This window comes from Bradyrhizobium sp. (genome assembly GCF_036009065.1).
In the GTDB taxonomy this organism is placed as follows: Bacteria; Pseudomonadota; Alphaproteobacteria; order Rhizobiales; family Xanthobacteraceae; genus Bradyrhizobium.
The window spans coordinates 1-19,882 of record NZ_DASYMN010000416.1 but is presented as its reverse complement, the minus strand read 5'-3'; the positions used below and the strand labels follow the sequence as shown (position 1 = coordinate 19,882).

The window sequence follows — 19,882 nt, the reverse complement described above, 5'->3', positions numbered from 1 at the left end:
TTCAGATGCGACTTGTTGAAACCCGTTGGAGCATCGCAATAACTGCAGATTTGCCTGAGGTCAGATCCCCGCAACACCGTCGTTCCTAAGTAGTTGAAATGACTCGGATACATTTTTGGATCAGGCTCTCAGGATGACGGCGGAATGTGTATTGCGATTCAAGGTGGTGGGCACGGCGCAAGGGCGCCTTTGCCCATCCTACGCAGCCCGCGTATTTTCATGGACACCGCCTGTTAACAGCGGGGATAGTTTTCGCCGCGTCCTTGTGCCAGCGCCATGATCGCGGTTCAATCGCTCATCTTACGGAGGTGGGAAACCATCGTGTCGGTTCGGGCCGCAGTCGCGACTGCCCCGATTTGCAGCGGCACCCGAGTAGGACACGGCCGGGACATAGGCCCCCGGTGCGGAGGTCCGAAATCGCCCGTCAATGTGGAGCTGCCGTAGGACAGGAAAGGCCGTTCGGTGCAAACCGGGCGGCCTTTTTCTTTTCCGTGCCCCGGACGCGGCGCAGCGCGTAGCTCTTTGCGAAGCGGTGCGCTGCAGAGCCGGGGCCGTACAGAGCGCGGTATTTTTGGCGGTCCCGGTTCTGCGATGCACCGCTGAAGAAGCGCTGCATCGCGCCCGGGACAAGAGTCAGGCGGGCTGATTTAACCGTGCAGCAGCCTCGTTGATCGCATCGCCGCGGCGCGCACCCATCGCAGCAATTCGCTCTTTCGCAAGTGCCAGAATTTCCGGCGGCGCGGTGTCAGGCGAGCCGGCATTGAACGGCGGCGCCGGATTGTATTCGAGCCCGAGCTGAATGGTTTCCGCGGTTTTCCGGTCGGTGAGGATCGATACCAGCGTCAGCGCGAAATCGATGCCGGCGGTGACGCCCCCGCCGGTGATGCGGTTGCGGTCGACGCAGACCCGCGTCCTGGTCGGGGTCGCGCCGAACGCCGGTAGATATTGCATCGCCGACCAATGCGTCGCCGCGTTGTAGCCCTCCAGCAAGCCGGCGGCGCCCAGCACCAGCGAGCCCGTGCACACCGACGTGACGTATTTTGCGTTCGTTGCCTGCGCGCGCAGAAAATCCAGCGTTTCTTCGTCGTTGACGAGGTCGTCGGTGCCCGCGCCGCCGGGTACGCAGATCACATCAAGCTGCGGACAATCCGCCAAGGTGATCGTCGGCGTCAGCACCAGCACCGAGTCGCTCGGCACAGGCTCGATGCGTTTCCAGATCAGATGGATTTTTGCGCCGGGCAGGCCGGCGAACACCTGCAATGGCCCGGTGAAATCGAGCTGGGTCACCTTTGGAAAGATCAAAAGACCGATCTGCAGTGGCGTGGACATGGCGATTCCTCCAAGAGGACTTGACGCAATCATCCTGGCATGATGGCCTGACGTCTGAAATGCCAATTTTCCCTCAATTCAGGACATCGGCTTGATATGATCGGCGTGCTCATTTTCCCGGACTTCCAGCTGCTCGACGCCGCCGGGCCGATTTCGGTGTTCGAGATCGCGGCGCGCTACGCCGGCAAGCCACCGTCGATCAAAACAATCGCGTTGACGCCGGGCGCGGTGCGCAGTTCGTCGGGCGTCGAAATGCTTGCGCGCCGCATCAGACCGGGGGGCGCGATCACCACCTTGATCGTGGCCGGCGGCCCCGGTGTTCGCGCGGCGGCGGCATGCGAAAAGACGCTCGCCTTCGTGCGCGCTACGGAAAAGCGCGGCGTGCGCGTCGCCAGCGTCTGCTCCGGCGCCTACATATTGGCCGAGGCCGGCATTCTCGACGGCCGCCGCGCCACCACGCATTGGCAGCGCACGCAGCACTTTCTCAAAACCTACCCGAAGGTGAAGCTGGAGCCCGACCGGATTTTCGTGCGCGACGGCAACATCTGGAGTTCGGCCGGGATCAGCGCCGGCATCGATCTGGCGCTGGCGATGGCGGCGGAGGATTTTGGCGACGAGGTTGCGCGCAAGACCGCGCGGCAACTGGTGCTGCATGAACGGCGCGCCGGCGGCCAGTCGCAATTCTCGTCGCTCTTGGAATTGAAAGCGCCGGCCGGCCGCTTCGCGCCGCTGCTGACCTGGGCGCGCGAACATCTCGATGCGCCGCTCACGGTGGAAGACATGGCCGAGCAGGCCGGCATGAGCTCGCGGCATTTTACCCGCGCCTTTATCGCCGAGACCGGCGCCACGCCGTCGAAGGCGGTGGAGCGGCTGCGCATCGAGGCGGCGCGGCAGCGCGTGCAGTCTTCTTCCGAGGCGATCGAACAGGTGGCGCAATCGACCGGCTTCGGCGACCCCGAGCGGATGCGCCGCGCCTTCATCCGCGCCTTCGGCCAGCCGCCGCAATCGCTGCGCCGCGCCGCAAGGGCGGGGTAGAGGACGCGAACACATTATCTGCGGAAATCCAGACGTCGCTGTGTCCAGCGCCCAACTGCAACAGCAGCCAGACTGACAAACCGCACTTCTTGCCGCCACCCGTTTCCCGTGTAGGATCGCCAACGACCCGACGACAGGATGAAGCCATGAATTCCATGCATCGACGCAGCCGCGGGAACCGCGTCATGGTCGGTCTCGGTCTGGCCGCCGGGTTGTTTTTCGCAAACGCTTTTGGCCTTGAACGCGCGCAGGCCCAGATCGTGGCGCTGGGCGCCAGCAATGTCGCCGGCAAAGGCGTCAGCAGTTCGGAGGCTTTTCCGGCGCAACTGGAGCGGATGCTTGCCGCAAAAGGCTACAACGCGCACATCGTAAACGCAGGCGTCAACGGCAACACCAATGCGGACCTGCTGGCCCGGCTGGATCAGGCCGTTCCCGCCGGGACCAGGGTCGTGCTGCTCGGTACGCTCGGCGGCAGGTATAACGCGCGAAGGTTAGGTCAGGGCGATCAGAACACGGAATTCGCGTCGATCATGGCAAAGCTTCGCAGCCGCGGCATCAAAATCATTCCGATAACCGCAGCCGGCGTTTCCCGAAAACATTTGCAAGTCGACGGAGTTCACCTTACCGCCGAGGGACACGCCGCTGTCGCGGCCAGGCTGCTTCCGTCGGTGATGCGGGCGCTCGGGCGTTAGCCAAATGCGCGCGCATGAGCGCTAATTCAACGCCTTCAACCACACGCCGATCTCCTTTGCCGCGACAATGGCCTGCGGCAGCAGTTTGCCCATGGTGAAGAAGCCGTGGAATTGGCCGGGATAGGTCTTGTAGGTCACCGGCACGCCGGCGTCCTTGAGCCGGGCGGCGAATTCATCACCTTCGTCGCGCAGCGGATCGGCGCCCGCGGTGAGTACATAGGCCGGCGGCAGGCCGGCGAGATTCTCCACGCGCGCCGGCGACGCCCGCCAGTCGTCGATATCTTCGGGACCGTTCAAATAATGGTTCTTGAACCATTGGATGACGGTGTGCGTGAGCAGGATCGAGGTCTCCGGCTCGCGGTGCGAGGGATGCGTCATCCGGAAGTCGGTGCCGGGATAGATCAGCACTTGCCCTGCGAGTTTTGCACCGCCATGGTCGCGCGCATGGATCGCAACTACGGCGGCGAGATTGCCGCCGGCGGAATCGCCGCCCACCATCAGCCGCGTCGCATCCAGCCCGAGCGTCATCGCGTTATCAGAAACCCATGCGGTCGCCGCGATGGCGTCGTCGACCGCGGCGGGAAACTTGTGCTCGGGCGAAAGCCGGTAATCCACCGCGATCACGATCAACTCGCCTTCATGAGCAAGCGCGCGGCACACCACGTCATGGGAATCCAGATCGCCGATCACCCAGCCGCCGCCATGGAAAAACACCAGGCAGGGCGCCATGCCGTCGGCCTGCCTGAGCGTCTTCGGCGTGTAGACCCGGGCCGGAAGGGCGCCGCCGGGGCCGGGGATCGCGATCTCTCTCACCGATGCCAGTTCCGGCGGTTCGGGATTGGAAACGGCGCGGCCCTTCAGATACAGCTCGCGCGCTTCGGCCGGCGAGACGGTTTCGTAGGGCGGGCGCCCCGCTTCCTGATAGGCCTTGTAGACGGCGGCGGCGTCGGGATCGAGAACGACGGGCATGGGAAGGGGACCTGCTGCTGTTGCATAACCGGGATTAGTAGGCCGCGGTTCGTCCGCCGTCGACGGTGTAGGCCGAGCCTGAGACATAGCTTGCCTCGTCGGAGGCGAGGAACGCCACCACCGAGGCGACCTCCGAAGCAAGGCCGAGCCGACGCGCCGGAATCCGGTCGACGATCTTTTCATTGGGCACCGGCGCGTTGCCGGGATTGCGGCCCGCGATGATCGTGCTCAGCATCCGGCTGTCGATCAGGCCCGGACAGACGCAGTTGACGCGCACGGCGGTGCCGGTGCAATCGCTCGCCGCGCTCTTGGTGAGACCTATCACCGCGTGCTTGCTCGCAGTGTAGGCGGAGATTTCGGGCGAGCCGATCAATCCTGCGATCGACGCGGTGTTGATGATGCTGCCGCGGTTCTGTTTCAGCATCACCGGCAGCACATGCTTCAGCCCAAGGAAGACGCCGACGACGTTGACGTCGAGCACCCTGCGGAACATCTCCAGCGAATAGCGCGAGATGGGCGTGATATCGCCCTCGATGCCGGCGTTGTTGTAGAACACGTCGATGGCGCCGAATTTGTCCATCGCCGCGCGGACGTAGTCGGCGACCTCATCCTCCTGCGTGACATCGGCGGTGACCGCATGCGCTTCGGCCTGTGCCGGCAGGCCCTTGATCGCGACCAGCAACTGCTTCTCGTCGCGATCGACCGCGACAATGCGCGCGCCACGCTCGGCGAGCAGTTTTATGGCCGCGGTGCCGATGACGCCGGCGGCCCCGGTGACGACGGCGACCTTGCCATCGAGACGGATACGATCGGGCATTTGATGGCGTTTCCCTTGCTGTTCCGGTTAACGCGGAATTTCCGCGGTCACTATTTCATTTGTGGCGCAGCATGACCAGCCGACGGCAAGCGGCGATGGGCCGCCCTTTCCCCGCCGTATTCGGCGTGTTAACCGGGGTATTGCGAGCGGCCGACAGCGGCCTTTCCGATCTCCGATACAATGTCGTGAGCCCTGATTCGCTTAAGGTTGCCGCGCCGGATGTTTCGAACCATTGCCCTGACTGGTTTTGCGGCCCTGATCGCCGCCACGACGCTCGCGGCCGCGCCGCCGGCGCGCGCCCAGCTCGGCAACCTGTTTTCCGATCCGGCGCCGCGCCCGCCCGGCAATGTTCCGCGCGGCCAGGTCCAGCAGCAGGACGACGAGGAGGAAGTGCCCGAGCTGCCGCAGGGCCGCATCCTGCCGACCCCCAATCGTCCGCCGCCGGGGCAGGGCGTGCCGCCGCCCGGGTCGGTGCAGTCGCAGCCGCTGGCGCCGCCGCCGGGAACGAGCGTCATTCCGCAGAACGCGCCCGCCGGCATCGCAGTCGCGCCGCCGCAGCCAGGCCAAGGCGTCGCCGGTGCCCCGCCGCCGGGCAATCCGCTGCCGGCCCTGCCGCCGGGCCAGCGCCAGCCCAAAAGCGTGCCGGGGGTGGCGGCCACCTTGCAGCCCGGCGACGAGGTCGTCACCGAGCCGCCCGCCAGCAAGATCGTCAACAAGAAGGCGAGTTTTTCCGGCCTCGACAAGATCACCGGGCGGATCATCAATTTCGACGCCGACATCGGCGAGACCGTGCAGTTCGGCGCGCTGCGCGTGAAGACCGACGCCTGCTACACCCGGCCGGCCACGGAGACCACCAACACCGACGCCTTTGTCGAGGTCGACGAGATCACGCTGCAGGGCGAGGTGAAGCGGATCTTCTCCGGCTGGATGTTCGCGGCAAGCCCCGGCCTGCACGGCGTCGAGCACCCGATCTACGACATCTGGCTGACCGACTGCAAAGGACCGTTGCAGACCATCGTCAGCGCGCAGCCTGATCCGCCGAAACCGCCGCCGCCTCCGCCGGTGGCGGCAAAGCGTGCGCCGCCGAAGCAGGCCGCGCCACGTCCGCCGCAGCAATTCCCGCAGCAGCAGCAGGTGCAGGAACAGCCGCGGCCCCAACCGCAGCCCCAGCAACAGACCAATCCATTCTTCAACCTGTTCAGGTAGCACTTACCTCTCCCCGCTCTTTCGCGGGGAGAGGTCGGCGCGCATCGTCAGATGCGCGTCGGGTGAGGGGCTGGGCACCGCATCAAATACAATCGAAACATCCTTGGGTTCGCGCGATAGCGCTGCTGGAACGATTCCGACCCGAGAGTCCGTGCTTCTTGTCGCCGCACTGCCTCGCCCCTCACCCGAAGCCTTCGCTGCGCTTCGGCTTCGACCTCTCCCGCGAAAGAGCGGGGAGAGGTTACAGAGCCTCGCGCCCCGCGATGATCCGCAGCGCCTCCGCGCCGCTCACATCCATCGGCAACCTTGAAAAATCCGCGTTGCCCGCGATGGCGTCGTCGAGCAGCGCGCGGTAGCGCCGACGCGGTACTTCGATCGCGCCGAAACGGCGCAGATGCTGGGTGACGAATTGCGTGTCCAGCAGCTTGAAGCCGCCCGCGAGCAGTCTTGCGACCAGATGCACCAAGGCCACCTTCGAGGCGTCGCGGGCATGATGAAACATGCTCTCGCCGAAGAAAGCGCGGCCGAGGCTGACGCCGTAGAGTCCACCGGCCAGATCGTCGCCGTCCCAAACCTCGACGCTGTGGCAATGCCCGATCTCGTGCAGCCCGGTGTAGAGATCACGGATGCGGCGGTTGATCCAGGTGTCGTCACGGCCGGGATACGGTGCAGCGCACCCGTCGATTACGGACTTGAACGCCGTATTGACGGTGATGCGGAAAACATCCGACCGCACCGTGCGCGCGAGCCGCGAACCGATGTGAAAACCGTCGAGCGGAAGCAGTCCGCGGATTTCCGGCTCGACCCAGAACAGGGTCGGATCGTCGACGCTTTCCGCCATCGGAAAGATGCCGCAGGCATACGCGCGCAGCAGCACTTCAGGGGTGATATCCGAGGAGGCGGAGTCGCGTGAGCTCATGGCGCATTGTAACAGGAGGGCGAGACGGGCGCGATGGGGCATGCGAGCATAGGCCGAAATACGTTGTCATGCGCGGGCTTGACCCGCGCATCCATCTGATCTGCGTAAGAATCTTTCGAAGAAGATGGATGGCCGGGTCAAGCCCGGCCATGACGTTGAGATGGTGAACTTACTCCGCTGCGCTCGCGGGCTTCGCCGGCGCCGGCGTATTGATGCGGCGGAAGCGCAGCACGATGCGCGTGCCGTGGTGGCCGGGATCGCGCTCGACGTTTGCATCCAGTTTCTGCGCCATCGCGGTGACGATGCGCTGGCCCATGCCGGTGGAGCGCGGATCGGTCCTGGCGTTGAGGCCGACGCCGTCGTCGGCGATCGATAATTCGAGGTCGTCGCCATTGCCGCTCAGCACGACATGGATCGGGCCCGCGCCGTCGGGATAGGCGTACTTCACCGCGTTCATCACCAGCTCATTGACGATGATCCCGATCGCGACCGCGCGGTCCGGATCGATCTCGATCGGCTCGGCCTGCAGCGTCAGCCGCGACATCTTGTTGCCTTCGGCCGAGCGCCTGAGATCCTCGAGCAATGCTTCGAGGTACTGGTTGAGCAGCACGCTTTTCAGGTCGTGCGAGGTGTAGAGCCGGCGATGCACCTGCGCCACCGCGGCAACGCGGCCCATGGCGTTGGTCAGCGCCGCCTTGACGTCGTCCTGGCCGCTCGAATTGGCCTGCAAATGCAGCAACGAGGCGATGATCTGCAGACTGTTGCCGACGCGGTGATTGACCTCACGCAGCAACACTTCGCGTTCCGCGGCGAGCGCAGCGTAGCGGTCGCGCGAGGCGTGAACCTCGGCCTCGGCGTCGTCGCGGGCTTTTCGGATCATCGCCTGCTTCAACGCGCCCTCGACGGCGACGTGGAGCAGGGGGATGAAATCGCCGAGCGTGTCCTTTACAAGATAGTCGGCGGCGCCGGCCTTCAGCGCGGTCACCGCGATCTTGGAGTCCTGCGACGCAGTGACGAACACCACCGGCGGCGCATCGGGGATTTTCAGAATCCGCTGCAGCGTCTCGAGGCCGTCAAGGCCCGGCATGTATTGGTCGAGTGCGATGACGTCGATGCCGCCTTGTTGCAGGCGTGCAAGTCCGGATTCGCCATCGGCTGTATGGACGACGTCGAAGCCGAGCCGCGTCAGGCCACGATTGACCAGGCGGGCGAGTGCCTCGTCGTCATCGATATACAACAGCGTGGACGCGGGGGCGGTCATGGGGCGGCTTGCGGGACCTGAATGACGGAGAAAAACAATCCGAGCTGGCGGATGGCGTTGGCAAAACTTTCGTAGTTCACCGGCTTGGTGATGTAGACGTTGCAGCCGAGTTCGTAGCAGCGCTTGATTTCCTGCGCGTCGTCGGTGGTGGTGAGCACCACGACCGGGGCGCATTTCAAATATTTGTTTTCCTTGACCCGCCGTAAAATCTCGATCCCGGTCATGTCGGGCAAATTGAGGTCGAGCAAGATCAGCAGCGCCTGTCCCTTGTGCTCGAGACCGCTGCCGTCGTCGCCGAACAGATAGTTGACCGCTTCTGTACCGTTGGTGAACGCGACGATCTCATTGTTGACACCGGAGCGCCTGATGTTGCGCTCAATCAGGCGGGCGTGACCCTCGTCGTCCTCGATCATGATGATTCTGACTGGCCTGCTCATGACTCCCTGTTCCGGTTGGTGGCCGCCCATTTGAGCGGCAGTGTTATCGTGAATGTGCTGCCGTTGTGAAGTTCCGATGCGACCGTCATGGTGCCACCGAGCCGACGCACCAGGGTGCGGACGTGGGCGAGTCCGATTCCCTGGCCCGGCCGGTCCTGTGGACCGGCGCGGCGGAAAAGCTCGAAAATCCGCTGGTGATCCCGGGGATCGATGCCCCTGCCGTTGTCGCTGACCTCGAAAATCGCGAAGCCGAGTTTTGTACGGCCCCGGACGGAGATGTTGCCGGGCATCCCAGGTTTCAGATATTTCAGCGCGTTGTCGATCAGATTGGAAAATATCTGTTCCAGCGCGAGGCGGTCGCTGACGATGTCCGGCAGCGGCTCGATCCGGATCTGGGCGTCGGCCTCAGCGGCCTGATGCGCGACGGTGGAGACGATGCCTTCAATGAGTTCCCGGGTGTCGATTTGCACCGGCTGAAATTCGCGGCGGCCTTCGCGGGTGAGGTTGAGAATCGCCGATATCAGGCGGTCCATCTTGGCGATCGATGACTTGATGAATCCGAGCGCTTCGGTGAAATCCTGCGAGAGCTGCTTGTCGGCGCCCTCGAGAACCGGTTCGGCGTCATCGGTGGCATTATCAGGAACAAGCGGCGCCGAAGATGACGCATGGCCGAGCGTCGCGATGCGCTTGAAAATATCGCCGCGCAATTCCTCCAACTCGCTGGTGAAACCCATGATGTTGACCAGCGGCGAGCGCAGATCATGGCTGACGATGTAGGCAAAGCGCTGGATTTCCTCGTTGGCCTCGCGCAGATCGGCGGTGCGCTCCTGAACGATCGTTTCCAGATTGAGATTGCTGTCGCGCAGCTGCGCCTCGGCTTCGTCGCGCGCCCGCGCCGAACGCCGAACCAGGAAGATCGAGAGACCGGCGAGCGCTATCACGCAACTCGATCCGGCGATCGTTACCGAAGAAGCAAGAACCTGGGTGCGGTCTGCTTTCGCGGTGCGCAGCGCTAACAGGCGGGTTTCCTCGGCCAGCATCGCCGTTGCCGCATCGCGGATTGAGGCGCCGGTATCGCCGGACCCGGCCTCGCGCACCAGTTCGGCCGCTTTGCCCTGCTCGCTCCGTTTGACGAAATCCATTTCCTGGGCGAACTGGGAGAGCCGCAGTTCGATGGCGGGACGCAATTTCCGGATATTTTCCGTCTGCACCGGATTGTCGGATGCACGTTGCGCGAGCTGGTCGACCGCCGGCATGATGCTGGCGACCGCGGCCGCGTGGTCGGCCAGAAACTGCGGTCCGTAAGTGAGCAGGTAACCGCGCGCGGCGCTTTCGGCGCGCCGGATTTCCAGCAGCAAGGTGTTGATCTGATTTTCCATTTCGACGGTGTGCACCACCAGGGCATTGTCGTCACGCGCTCGGTTGACGAGAATCACGGATGCTATGCTGATTGCCACCAGCACGAAAAATCCCGCCGCAAGCAGCAGGATTTGCCAAATCGCGCGGCGGCGCGTGGCGTCAGCGGTCACAAGCCTCTTGACTGGCGAAATCAACAATCCCCCGCGCGGGTGGTTCCCGGCCGACCCCATAACTGCGAGACCACCGATTGGTTCCAGGGTGAAAAACATTCTCGCGGCAGCTCAACTGGCCAGATACTGTTCGAGCCAGTGGATGTGGTAGTCGCCATCGATGATGGCGCGCTCCCGGACCAGCGCGCGGAACAGCGGCAGAGTGGTCTCGATGCCCTCCACCACCATCTCGTCCAGCGCGCGGCGCAGCCGCATCAGGCATTCGCCGCGGGTCTTGCCGTGGACGATCAGCTTGCCGACCAGCGAGTCGTAATAGGGCGGGATGACATAGCCCTGATAGGCGGCGGAATCGATCCGGACACCGAGCCCCCCCGGCGAATGGTATTGCGTGATCTTCCCGGGCGAGGGCCGGAAGTTCTCGGGGTTCTCCGCATTGATGCGGCATTCGATGGCATGGCCCAGAATGGCGATCTCGTCCTGGGTCGCCGGAAGGTCGCCGCCGGCGGCGATGCGGATTTGCTCCAGCACGAGATCGATGCCGGTGATCATCTCGGTGACGGGATGCTCGACCTGGATGCGGGTGTTCATTTCGATGAAGTAGAATCCGCCGTCCTCATAGAGGAATTCGACGGTGCCGACGCCGAGATATTTTATCTCGCGCATCGCCTTGGCCACCGTCTCGCCGATCTTGTCGCGCGCGGCGGCGGCGAGAACCGGCGAGGGGCCTTCCTCCCAGACCTTTTGGTGCCGCCGCTGCAGCGAGCAATCGCGCTCGCCGAGATGGATCGCGTCGCCACGGCCATCGCCCAGCACCTGGATCTCGATATGGCGCGGTTTCTGCAGGTATTTTTCCAGATACACCGAGGCATCGCCGAAGGCGGCCTTGGCTTCGTTGCCGGCGGTGGACAGGGCCAGCATCAGATCATCCGCGGTCTGCGCCACCTTCATGCCGCGGCCGCCGCCGCCGGAGGCCGCTTTCACCAGCACGGGGAATCCGATCGCTTGTGCAATCGCCATCGCGTCATCGTCCGGACCGACCGCGCCGTCGGAGCCGGGCACCACGGGAATGCCGAGTTTTTTCGCGGTCTTCTTGGCCTCGATCTTGTCGCCCATCAGGCGGATATGCTCGGCCTTGGGGCCGATGAAATGCAGGTTGTGATCGGCAAGAATTTCGGCGAAACGGGCGTTTTCGGACAGGAAGCCGTAACCGGGATGTACCGCATCGGCGCCGGTAATCTCGCAGGCGGCGAGCAGCGCGGGCACGTTGAGATAGCTGTCTTTCGCCGCCGCCGGGCCGATGCAGACGCTCTCGTCGGCGAGGCGCACATGCATCGCATCGGCATCGGCGGTGGAATGCACCGCGACGGTGGCGATGCCAAGCTCCTTGCACGCGCGCAGGATTCGCAGTGCGATCTCGCCGCGATTGGCTATCAGAATTTTATCGAACATATCGTCCTTGCGAAGAGGCGAATGGCGAATGGCGAACAGCGAATAGATACAGAAAAACTACTCGCTATTTCGCCACTCGCTATTCGCCGCTTATTCAATGATCACCAGCGGCTCGCCGAATTCGACGGGCTGGCCGTCCTCGATGAGAATCTGCGTCACCGTGCCGTCGCGCGGCGACGGAATCTGATTCATCGTTTTCATCGCTTCGATGATCAGCAGCGTTTGACCGGCCGTAACCCTGGCTCCGATCTCGATGAACGGTTTCGCGCCGGGCTCGGATGCCCAATACGCGGTGCCGACCATGGGCGAGGGCACCAGGCCCGGATGTTTGGCGATGTCGGCAATTGCGGCCGCGGCGGCGACCGGCGCGGCAGCAGGCTGATAGTTGGCCGGCATGGTTGCCGCGATCGAGATGTTACGCGCGACCCTTACCCGCAGATCGGCGCGTTCGATCTCGATTTCGGTGAGATTGGTTTCGTCGAGCAGCAGCGCGAGTTCGCGAATCAGCGCGCTGTCTCCGGAGTTCTCGCCTGGTTTGGATTTCGCGGCGGTTGGGTCTTCAGGCTGGCGCGCCATGATCGTGATCCGAAACTTTCTGTTTGGGCCGTTGCCGTTCAGGCCTTGGCGCCGCTGTCCTTGGCGCCGATTTTGGCGGCGAGGCCGTTGATTGCGAGCCGGTATCCATCGATGCCGAAGCCGCACAGGGTCGCGAACGCGGCCCTGGCGGTGAAGGAATGGTGACGGAAACTTTCGCGGGCGTAAATGTTGCTGACGTGGACTTCGACGGTTGGAATTTTCACCGCGACCAGAGCGTCGTGCAAGGCAATCGAGGTGTGGGAATAGCCGCCGGCGTTGATGACGATGCCGGCCGCCTTTTCTCCATGCGCCTCGTGCACGAAGTCGATCAGTTCGCCCTCGCGGTTGGACTGGCGGCAATCGGCCGCAAGCCCGAACTGCGCGGCGGTCGCCTCGCAAAGTCTTTCGACGTCGCTGAGCGAGGCATGGCCGTAGGTTTCGGGCTCGCGGGTCCCGAGCAGATTGAGGTTCGGGCCGTTGAGCACGTAGATAGTCCTGGCCATCAAGAATTTCCGGCAATGCTGCTGATATGCCGGGTTATAGGTAACAACGGGCCCAAGGGGAAGCCTCAGGGCGGTACGGCCTCAACTAAAAGCGTCGTCTATTCATCGAAGCCCGATGAAAAATAACGGTAATTGAATTAATCCGACTGCTATCGCGCCAAACAGCCGCCTTTCGGCAAGCTGGCGGGATTCCCAAGGCATCCTCCGCAAGCGCGGCTCGGAAGGCGAAAATTTGAAATTGGCTTTTCAAGGCAAAAACCCCCGCCAAAGACAAGGCAAAACCCCCGCCAAAGAATTGGGCGGGGGTTCTTGAACTCTGGGGCTAACCTGCTCCGAGGTTACTAGCCTTCGATGATGTAAACGATCTCGTGCGTCTGCGGACGGACAATGATGTACTGGCCGCGCACGTAGACGACTTCATAACCGCGCCATTCCGGATAAATCTCGACGATCCGAGCCGGGAGCGGGTGGAAGCGGACACTTGATGGAATAGTCGCGCCCACCGAGATATTGAAATTCACATTGGTTGTTTCCTGGATCTTCTCCGACTTGATCGCTGATGCGATTTGGGTTCGTTTCTCGGCAGGCGGTGCAGCAGTTGCCGATGTTGCCGCGTTGCCCGTTGTCTTGCTGTCGGTAGCGGTTGAGCCGGCCTTGTTGTCCGCAGTGCCCTTGCTCGGCGCCGCGCCCTTGGAATCCTCGGCCTTCATGTCCTTGCCGGCGGCGCCCTTTTCGCCTTTCACATTATCCTGGGCTGACTTTTCGCCCTTGGGGGCCATGTCCTTGGACTGAGCGGCCTTCGGCGCTTCGGCGGGCGCGCCGCTTTGCGAAGCATCACGGTTCATCGGCGTTGCCGTGGAACCGCGGTCCGACAGCGGTGCGCTCTGCTGCGTGGTAGCGGCGCCTGACGAGGGGGCTTCTCGGCTCATGCCGGTTCCCTGCGCGTTGGCGAAGCCGGTTCCCGCGATCAGGGCCGCCGCTGCGACTGACATCAAATAACGATTGCTCATGGATTATCTCTCCTGGGATTTGGGTTGCCCGCGCCAACAACTAAGCGATGCGTGCGATGTTCCAGGCGATTTCAGGTTCCATCGGATTTGTTTTGTGAATGGGCGATGAACGATTTTTGGCGTAGAGCCGGATGGAGCGAAGTGAAATCCAGGTGAAATGATGGCAACAAACGCTCTGCTGAAAATGCTGCAGCCCATGCACTCCGGAGAAATGCTTGCCGCCGTCGCTCGGCAAGAGCAAACCGAGATCGCTACTCTGCTCGGCATTCCCGTCAGACGCTGTTCGACATCCTGCGTGAAAGGCAACCGGTCACGCCGGCGGTGGCCTTGCGCTTCGGCAAGCTGCTCGGAAACGGGCCGGACCTCTGGAGCGATTTACACCCACCCCTTGCGGTGACGCCTTGATGGGTTTCGCCGTGCTCAACCCATCCTGCAGTTGACCCCTCAGCACGTCGCCTTGCCGCAGCGGGCGACGCCGATCTTTTCCCGCAAGCTGTCGACGCCGACCGCGCCGATCACGACCTGCTTGCCGATGACGTAGCTCGGCGTACCGTTCATGCCCATGTCCTCGGCGAGCTTGAAATTCTCTTCCAGCGTGGCGCGTACTTCCGGGCTGGCAAGATCTTTCTCCAGCTTCGCCATGTCGAGCCCGGCCTCCTTCGCGGCGGCAAGCGCGCGGGCCTTGTCGGCCTGGCCGCGGCCGTTGAGAAGCTTTTGATGAAAGTCGAGATATTTCTTGCCGGTCGGATCCTGCATGCGGACCGCGACCGCGACCTGCGCCGCCTCAACGGAGCCCGGCCCGAGCACCGGGAATTCCTTCAGCACGACTTTCAGCTTGGAATCCGACTTCATCAACTCGAACATGTCGGTCATCGCGCGCTTGCAATAGCCGCAATTGTAATCGAAGAACTCGACAAAGGTTACGTCGCCATCCTTGTTGCCGACCGTAACGCCGCGCGGCGAATTGAAAATCGTCTGCGCATTCCTGGTGACGGCGGCTTCATGCTTCACGGTTTCGGCGGCGGCCTGGCGTTTGCTCAGTTCGGCCGACACTTCCTCCAGCACCTCGGGGTGCGACAGCAGGTAATCCCTGACGATCTTCTCGATCTCGCGGCGCTGAGGTTCGGAAAAACTTTGCGCCGATGCGATCGCGGGTGCGCCGCACAGCGCCAGCGCCAACAGCGCCAGGTTAAGAAAACGGAACGAAGGCATTGGCAAATCCTCTCGGAGGTGTTCTCGGGCTCTGTGAAAATCCATGCGCTACGATCAGGTTAGGCGCAACTTATTAAGCGTTCAGTTCTTTTGGCCGGGCAGCGGCTTTGCGGTGACGATATCGTCGGCCTTGACCCATCCGGGCGTGCCGATGGCGAAGCGGGTTTTCGCGCGCGAGGCGAGATCGCGCGCCGTCTTATTGTCGCCGCGCAGAAATGCGGCCTGCGCCGAGGCCAGATCGGCCTGCGCGTAGTCGCCCTTGCGGCCATAGGCCATCGCGAGCTGGGTATAGCCGATCGGCGCTTGCGTTTCTCGTGCCACCGCCGCGCGCAGAATCGCGATGGCCTCGTCGGTATAGGCCTTATTATCCGACGCCACGAGCGCCTGCCCAAGTAACATCTCGATGAGCGGGGCATTATTCGACAACTGCACGGCCTTGCGGAGCGGAACGACGGCGTCGGCCGGCTTGCCGCGCTCCAGCAACGCCTGGCCGCGCAATTCATGGAAATACGGATTGTTGGGCTGCGTCTGGATCAGGGTGTCGATCTGGGCGAGCGCCGAGCGCAAATCGCCGTGCAGATAGGTGGTGATCGCGTGCGCATAGCGCGCCGGCAGGCTGCTGTCGGACAGCGGATAGCGCCGATACACGGTATCCTGCCGTTCCATGAACGCCGAGGTTTTTGCGCGCATCATGTCGTGACGCAGTTGCAACGCCGGATCGTCCTTCTTGTCCCAATACGGGCTTGACCGCGCGAGTTCTTCCAGCGCGGCGACGCGTTCGGCAGGCATCGGATGCGATTGCAGGTAAGGATCGGCGCCGCGCGCGGAGAACAGACTGTCGTTGGTGAACCGCTTGAAGGTTTCGTACATGCCCTTGGCCGACTGCCCGGTGGTGGTCAGAAACTTGACCCCGGCGCGGTCGGCATTTTCTTCCTGCTGGCGCACATAGGACAGCAGGGTGCGCTGGATGACCGCCTGCGGCGCGCTGATCGCGGCGGCGCCGGCATTGCTGAGGCCGCTGTTGCTGTTGCCGCTCCTGGCGCCGGCCACGATCGCGCCGGCGCCGAGCAGCATGGCGATGATCATCTGGGTCTGGGCCTGCGCGATTTGCTCGCGCATCTTGGCGAGATGGCCGCCGGCCAGATGGCCGGTTTCGTGCGCGAGCACCCCGATGATCTGGTTGGGAGTGTCCGATTTCATCAGCGCGCCGTAATTCACGAAGATACGGCGGCCGTCGGCGACAAAGGCGTTAAAACCGCCGTCGTTGATTATGACCACCTGGATGTTCTGCTTCTCCAGCCCGGCGGTGCGCAGGATCGGCCTTGTGTAGTCGCGCAGTAGCTGCTCGATTTCGGTGTCACGCAGCAGCGCCGGGCCCTTGCTCTCCTGCGCAAGTGCCGATATCGGCGCAAGCGCCAGCGCCGCCGCGGTGACGACCGCGGTCAGTCTCGACATCCTGCTGCGCGATGCCGCGCGGGTCTGTTGCGGGTGCTCTTTAATCATTGGCCGAGGTTCGAAACCGATATATGCCCTAACAATCCGTCGAATGCGGCTAGTCTGGGGCAGCGGTCAAATAGCAGATATCAATGTTGGATGCGACACTTAGCGACCGTGCCAAAAGCCTGCTGACCGCGTCCGGGCGCAGCGACGTTCCGCCCTTCATGGTGATGGACGTGATGGCGGCGGCTGACCGGATCGAGGCGGCAGGCGGCCATATCATTCATATGGAAGTGGGGCAGCCGGCGGCGCCTGCGCCGCGGGCCGCGATCGAGGCCGCGCACGCAGCGCTGGCACAGGGCCGGATCGACTATACTTCCGCGCTCGGCATTGCCTCGCTGCGCCAGCGCATCGCGCGGCATTACCGCGACGCCTATGGCTGCGCCGTCGATCCCGAACGGGTCGTCGTCACCACGGGTTCGTCGAGCGCCTTCATCCTCGCCTTCCTGACCATGTTCGAGCCGGGCGACCGCGTCGCGGTAACGGTGCCGGGGTATCCGCCATATCGCCATATCCTCACCGCGCTCGGTTGCGAGCCGGTCTTGATCGAGACCCACAGCGACACCCGGCATGCCCTGACCGGGGAAGCGTTGCTCGCCGCCCATCGCAAGGCGCCGCTCAAGGGCGTGCTGATCGGAAGCCCGGCCAATCCGACGGGCACGATGATGTCGCGCGACGCGTTGACCAGCCTGATATCGGCGGCCGAAGCCGAGGGCATCCGCTTCATCTCCGACGAAATTTATCACGGCCTCGATTATGCCTTCCCCGCGGTGACCGCGGCCGGGCTGTCGCCGCACGCGCTGGTGATCAATTCGTTCTCGAAATATTTCTGCATGACCGGCTGGCGGGTCGGCTGGATGGTTGTCCCAGCGCCGCTGGTGCGCCCGATCGAACGGCTGCAGCAAAATCTGGCAATCTCGGTGCCGACGCTGTCGCAGATAGCCGCCGAGGCGGCGTTCGAGGGCCGCGACGAGATGGAAAAGGTGAAGCGGGGTTACGAAGAAAACCGCCGCATTTTGATCGCGGGTTTGCCGCAAGCCGGTCTCAAAAAATTTCTGCCCGCCGATGGCGCCTTCTATCTCTATGCGGATGTTTCGGAATTCACCTCCGATAGCCTGGATTTCGCCAAACAGATGCTGGAACAGGCGCATGTCGCGGCGACGCCCGGGATCGACTTCGATCCGGTGCGCGGGAACCGGTACATCCGCTTTTCCTACGCGCGCTCGGCCGACGACATGCGCGAAGCCGTGGCGCGCATTACGCGATGGCTCACGCAGGGCGCGCCGCCGCATGGCTAATCCTTTGCTCGCCGCGGCCCTGTGGCCCAATCGGCCCGATGGCTTTACCGGCATGCTCCGCGCCATCGTTCTGGTCGCCGCGGGAACGGCCTTGTTGACGCTGTCGGCGAAAATCAACTTGCCGCTGCCTTACGTGCCGATGACGATGCAGACGCTGGTCGTGCTGATGATCGGCGCGGCCTATGGCTGGCGGCTGGGCACTGCGACCTTGCTGGCCTATCTCGCGGAAGGTGCGATGGGGTTTCCGGTTTTCGCCGGTCCCGTCGGCGGTCTTGCGCCGCTTGTCGGTCCGACAGCCGGATACCTTGTGGGCTTCGTTGCCGCAGCTTTCGTCATGGGTTGGCTGAGCGAGTGTGGATGGGACCGTTCGATTACGCGCCTGTTCGTGGCCATGGGACTCGGCCATGTCGTCATCCTGGCTGCGGGATTTGCGTGGCTTGCATTCGGTATCAAGCTCGGTGTCGAGAAGGCATGGCTCGTCGGCGTCGCGCCTTTCATTGCAGCGGCGGTGATAAAGAGTGCGCTTGGCGCCGTGATGATCCCGGCGATCCGGCGCTTGGTCGGCCGCCGCCGATGATCGCTACAGGTTGAAAAAAATACCGACGGCATTGACCTTATGGGCCTGATTGCTTTGGCTGTAAGAGGTTGGGGCGGTTGTCTGCGGCAAACGACAGCATTTCCCTGGGTCAAGAACAAAAACCGCCCGGTTGTGCCGGGCGGTTTTTCTGTTTAGCGGCGAAAGTTACTCGCCATTGCCGAAGCGGCGCGACCACCATCCGGCGCGGCGCGGCTGCGTGGCGGTTTCAGCTTCAGATGCGGGCTGCTCAGGCGCGGGGGCAGGCGGTTCTGATTGGGCGGCGCCGTCGGCCATTGCAGCCTCGGAGGGCTGCGCATTGACGGCGAAGCTTACCTTCTCGCGCACTGTGGAACGACGACGGGCGGCTCTTTCTGCTTCTTGCGCGGTCTCGTCCTGTGCGGGCGCGCTGGGCGTTTCCTGCTGAAGATCGGCCTGCGGCGGTTCGGGTTGCGGCGCAACGGGCTCCGGTTGCGGCGCGGGTACCTGCGGCTCAGGCGAATATCCGTCAAAATCTGCAACCGCAGCAGTCGCTTCAGAAACCGACGTTGGTCCCAACTCGTCGGCGATCGATCCCATCAGACCATCCTCGGGACCGCCGCGACGGCGGCGTCCACCGCGACGTCCGCGGCGGCGGGGCCGCCGCTCGCCACCGGCGGCCTGATCGGCGCGAACCTCGCCGGGCTGTTCTTCAGACTCGTCCTCGTCGGTTTCGCCGTCGCCTTCAGCGATACCGCCGGCTTCAACATTGGAAGCAACCTGCGGAGCCTCATTCTCGTCGCGCGCAAGGCCGCCTTCGCGCGCCTCACCCGGGCGGCCGCGCCGCCGCCGCCGCCGTTTGCGCTTGCGCCCGTCGGCATCGGCCTCGCCGCCGCTCTCGCTGCTGATCGGAGCGTCGTCGGTGAGCCCCTCGGTCTCCTCGGTTTCCACTTCCGACTCGACATCGATATCGATCGCCTCGTCCTCGTCAAAGGCTTCTTCGACGTGGGCCGGGAAGGCGGCAACTTGCGCAGCAAGCAACGCCTTGGCCGCTTCCAGCGTATGCACCTGCTCGCCACGGTCGATAATGAACGACTGCTGGGCGCTCACGGTGGCGTCTGCGACCACAGCGAGGGTCACCTTGAAACTGTTCTCGAGATCGCGCAGATGGCCACGCTTGTGGTTGAGTACATACAGTGCGACATCGGTCCGCGTTCGCACCACAAGGTTGTGCGTCGCGCCCTTCATCAGGATTTCTTCAAGACCGCGCAGCAATTGCAGCGCCACCGAAGACACCGAACGGACATGGCCGCTGCCGCCGCATTGCGGGCAGGGCTCTGTGGAGCTTTCCAGCACGCTGGCGCGGATGCGCTGGCGCGACATTTCCAAGAGGCCGAAATGCGAGATGCGCCCGACCTGGATGCGGGCGCGATCCTGTCTCAGGCAATCGCTGAGCTTGCGCTCGACCGAGCGATTGTTGCGCTTTTCGTCCATGTCGATGAAGTCGATGACGATCAGGCCGGCGAGGTCGCGGAGCCGCAGCTGCCGCGCGACTTCCTCGGCGGCCTCCATGTTGGTCTTGAGCGCGGT

At 63.5% G+C, this 19,882-nt stretch carries 19 protein-coding genes; 5 read left to right on the top strand and 14 right to left on the bottom strand.

All coding sequences use genetic code 11. The features are described from left to right. Positions 1-633 precede the first annotated feature (633 nt). Positions 634-1,329, bottom strand: a complete 696-nt coding sequence (locus VGP39_RS25060; protein ID WP_327570781.1) for a DJ-1/PfpI family protein — start codon at positions 1,327-1,329, stop codon at positions 634-636. A gap of 96 nt (positions 1,330-1,425) precedes the next feature. Between VGP39_RS25060 and VGP39_RS25055 the strand changes: the two genes are divergently transcribed. Together VGP39_RS25055 and VGP39_RS25050 are read left to right on the top strand one after the other, a co-directional pair. Beyond that, the gene (locus VGP39_RS25055; protein WP_327570780.1) at positions 1,426-2,364 is read left to right on the top strand and encodes a GlxA family transcriptional regulator; all 939 of its coding nucleotides are present in this window, start codon (positions 1,426-1,428) and stop codon (positions 2,362-2,364) included. 185 nt (positions 2,365-2,549) lie between these two features. Continuing rightward, positions 2,550-3,056, top strand: a complete 507-nt coding sequence (locus VGP39_RS25050) for a GDSL-type esterase/lipase family protein (protein WP_327570779.1) — start codon at positions 2,550-2,552, stop codon at positions 3,054-3,056. A 21-nt stretch (positions 3,057-3,077) separates the two neighbouring features. Here the strand turns inward: VGP39_RS25050 and VGP39_RS25045 are convergent, their stop codons facing one another. Continuing rightward, positions 3,078-4,025, bottom strand: coding sequence for an alpha/beta hydrolase (locus tag VGP39_RS25045; protein ID WP_327570778.1), 948 nt, complete (start codon positions 4,023-4,025; stop codon positions 3,078-3,080). Between the two features lie 34 nt (positions 4,026-4,059). Next, complete coding sequence (locus tag VGP39_RS25040; protein WP_327570777.1) at positions 4,060-4,842, bottom strand: SDR family NAD(P)-dependent oxidoreductase; 783 nt, start codon at positions 4,840-4,842, stop codon at positions 4,060-4,062. A gap of 219 nt (positions 4,843-5,061) precedes the next feature. Here VGP39_RS25040 and VGP39_RS25035 point away from each other — a divergent pair, with 219 nt between their 5' ends. Continuing rightward, on the top strand, positions 5,062-6,048 hold the full coding sequence (locus VGP39_RS25035; RefSeq protein ID WP_327570776.1) for a DUF2155 domain-containing protein: 987 nt from the start codon (positions 5,062-5,064) through the stop codon (positions 6,046-6,048). Between the two features lie 241 nt (positions 6,049-6,289). Here VGP39_RS25035 and aat read toward each other — a convergent pair whose 3' ends face one another. From aat to VGP39_RS24985, 10 genes are all read right to left on the bottom strand, one after another. After that, on the bottom strand, positions 6,290-6,967 hold the full coding sequence (gene aat, locus VGP39_RS25030) for a leucyl/phenylalanyl-tRNA--protein transferase (RefSeq protein ID WP_327570775.1): 678 nt from the start codon (positions 6,965-6,967) through the stop codon (positions 6,290-6,292). A gap of 169 nt (positions 6,968-7,136) precedes the next feature. Continuing rightward, positions 7,137-8,228: a sensor histidine kinase gene (locus tag VGP39_RS25025; protein ID WP_327570774.1), complete on the bottom strand. Its 1,092-nt coding sequence runs from the start codon at positions 8,226-8,228 to the stop codon at positions 7,137-7,139. Beyond that, positions 8,225-8,665, bottom strand: a complete 441-nt coding sequence (locus tag VGP39_RS25020) for a response regulator (protein ID WP_327570773.1) — start codon at positions 8,663-8,665, stop codon at positions 8,225-8,227. The genes VGP39_RS25025 and VGP39_RS25020 overlap by 4 nt, the downstream gene beginning before the upstream one ends. Beyond that, positions 8,662-10,194 (bottom strand): sensor histidine kinase, encoded by a 1,533-nt coding sequence (locus VGP39_RS25015; protein ID WP_327570772.1) that lies wholly within the window; start codon positions 10,192-10,194, stop codon positions 8,662-8,664. Before VGP39_RS25015 ends, VGP39_RS25020 begins: the two co-directional genes overlap by 4 nt. Positions 10,195-10,305: 111 nt before the next feature. Beyond that, positions 10,306-11,643, bottom strand: coding sequence for an acetyl-CoA carboxylase biotin carboxylase subunit (gene accC / locus VGP39_RS25010; RefSeq protein ID WP_327570771.1), 1,338 nt, complete (start codon positions 11,641-11,643; stop codon positions 10,306-10,308). 90 nt (positions 11,644-11,733) lie between these two features. Beyond that, entirely contained in the window at positions 11,734-12,219 is a 486-nt protein-coding gene (locus tag VGP39_RS25005; RefSeq protein ID WP_327570770.1) for an acetyl-CoA carboxylase biotin carboxyl carrier protein subunit, read from the bottom strand. Positions 12,220-12,257: 38 nt separating this feature from the next. Further along, positions 12,258-12,722 (bottom strand): type II 3-dehydroquinate dehydratase, encoded by a 465-nt coding sequence (gene aroQ, locus VGP39_RS25000; protein ID WP_327570769.1) that lies wholly within the window; start codon positions 12,720-12,722, stop codon positions 12,258-12,260. A gap of 341 nt (positions 12,723-13,063) precedes the next feature. Further along, positions 13,064-13,567 (bottom strand): DUF1236 domain-containing protein, encoded by a 504-nt coding sequence (locus VGP39_RS24995; protein WP_327570768.1) that lies wholly within the window; start codon positions 13,565-13,567, stop codon positions 13,064-13,066. Between the two features lie 609 nt (positions 13,568-14,176). Next, complete coding sequence (locus VGP39_RS24990; protein ID WP_327570767.1) at positions 14,177-14,944, bottom strand: DsbA family protein; 768 nt, start codon at positions 14,942-14,944, stop codon at positions 14,177-14,179. A gap of 81 nt (positions 14,945-15,025) precedes the next feature. Beyond that, positions 15,026-16,399, bottom strand: a complete 1,374-nt coding sequence (locus VGP39_RS24985; protein ID WP_414644802.1) for a M48 family metalloprotease — start codon at positions 16,397-16,399, stop codon at positions 15,026-15,028. Positions 16,400-16,530: 131 nt separating this feature from the next. Here VGP39_RS24985 and VGP39_RS24980 point away from each other — a divergent pair, with 131 nt between their 5' ends. Together VGP39_RS24980 and VGP39_RS24975 are read left to right on the top strand one after the other, a co-directional pair. After that, the gene (locus VGP39_RS24980; RefSeq protein ID WP_327570765.1) at positions 16,531-17,739 is read left to right on the top strand and encodes a pyridoxal phosphate-dependent aminotransferase; all 1,209 of its coding nucleotides are present in this window, start codon (positions 16,531-16,533) and stop codon (positions 17,737-17,739) included. Between the two features lie 19 nt (positions 17,740-17,758). Further along, positions 17,759-18,316, top strand: a complete 558-nt coding sequence (locus tag VGP39_RS24975; RefSeq protein WP_327570782.1) for a biotin transporter BioY — start codon at positions 17,759-17,761, stop codon at positions 18,314-18,316. A gap of 165 nt (positions 18,317-18,481) precedes the next feature. Here VGP39_RS24975 and VGP39_RS24970 read toward each other — a convergent pair. Continuing rightward, a partial coding sequence (locus tag VGP39_RS24970; RefSeq protein WP_327570764.1) for a ribonuclease E/G occupies positions 18,482-19,882 on the bottom strand: 1,401 nt, incomplete at its 5' end.

What these genes read in the sequence shown, in the direction of transcription:
- VGP39_RS25060 (WP_327570781.1), bottom strand. Translation starts at nt 1,329, where the DNA reads ATGTCCACGCCACTGCAGATCGGTCTTTTGATCTTTCCAAAGGTGACC.
- VGP39_RS25055 (WP_327570780.1), top strand. Translation starts at nt 1,426, where the DNA reads ATGATCGGCGTGCTCATTTTCCCGGACTTCCAGCTGCTCGACGCCGCC.
- VGP39_RS25050 (WP_327570779.1), top strand. Translation starts at nt 2,550, where the DNA reads ATGGTCGGTCTCGGTCTGGCCGCCGGGTTGTTTTTCGCAAACGCTTTT.
- VGP39_RS25045 (WP_327570778.1), bottom strand. Translation starts at nt 4,025, where the DNA reads ATGCCCGTCGTTCTCGATCCCGACGCCGCCGCCGTCTACAAGGCCTAT.
- VGP39_RS25040 (WP_327570777.1), bottom strand. Translation starts at nt 4,842, where the DNA reads ATGCCCGATCGTATCCGTCTCGATGGCAAGGTCGCCGTCGTCACCGGG.
- VGP39_RS25035 (WP_327570776.1), top strand. Translation starts at nt 5,062, where the DNA reads ATGTTTCGAACCATTGCCCTGACTGGTTTTGCGGCCCTGATCGCCGCC.
- aat (WP_327570775.1), bottom strand. Translation starts at nt 6,967, where the DNA reads ATGAGCTCACGCGACTCCGCCTCCTCGGATATCACCCCTGAAGTGCTG.
- VGP39_RS25025 (WP_327570774.1), bottom strand. Translation starts at nt 8,228, where the DNA reads ATGACCGCCCCCGCGTCCACGCTGTTGTATATCGATGACGACGAGGCA.
- VGP39_RS25020 (WP_327570773.1), bottom strand. Translation starts at nt 8,665, where the DNA reads ATGAGCAGGCCAGTCAGAATCATCATGATCGAGGACGACGAGGGTCAC.
- accC (WP_327570771.1), bottom strand. Translation starts at nt 11,643, where the DNA reads ATGTTCGATAAAATTCTGATAGCCAATCGCGGCGAGATCGCACTGCGA.
- VGP39_RS25005 (WP_327570770.1), bottom strand. Translation starts at nt 12,219, where the DNA reads ATGGCGCGCCAGCCTGAAGACCCAACCGCCGCGAAATCCAAACCAGGC.
- aroQ (WP_327570769.1), bottom strand. Translation starts at nt 12,722, where the DNA reads ATGGCCAGGACTATCTACGTGCTCAACGGCCCGAACCTCAATCTGCTC.
- VGP39_RS24995 (WP_327570768.1), bottom strand. Translation starts at nt 13,567, where the DNA reads ATGAACCGTGATGCTTCGCAAAGCGGCGCGCCCGCCGAAGCGCCGAAG.
- VGP39_RS24990 (WP_327570767.1), bottom strand. Translation starts at nt 14,944, where the DNA reads ATGCCTTCGTTCCGTTTTCTTAACCTGGCGCTGTTGGCGCTGGCGCTG.
- VGP39_RS24985 (WP_414644802.1), bottom strand. Translation starts at nt 16,399, where the DNA reads ATGTCGAGACTGACCGCGGTCGTCACCGCGGCGGCGCTGGCGCTTGCG.
- VGP39_RS24980 (WP_327570765.1), top strand. Translation starts at nt 16,531, where the DNA reads ATGTTGGATGCGACACTTAGCGACCGTGCCAAAAGCCTGCTGACCGCG.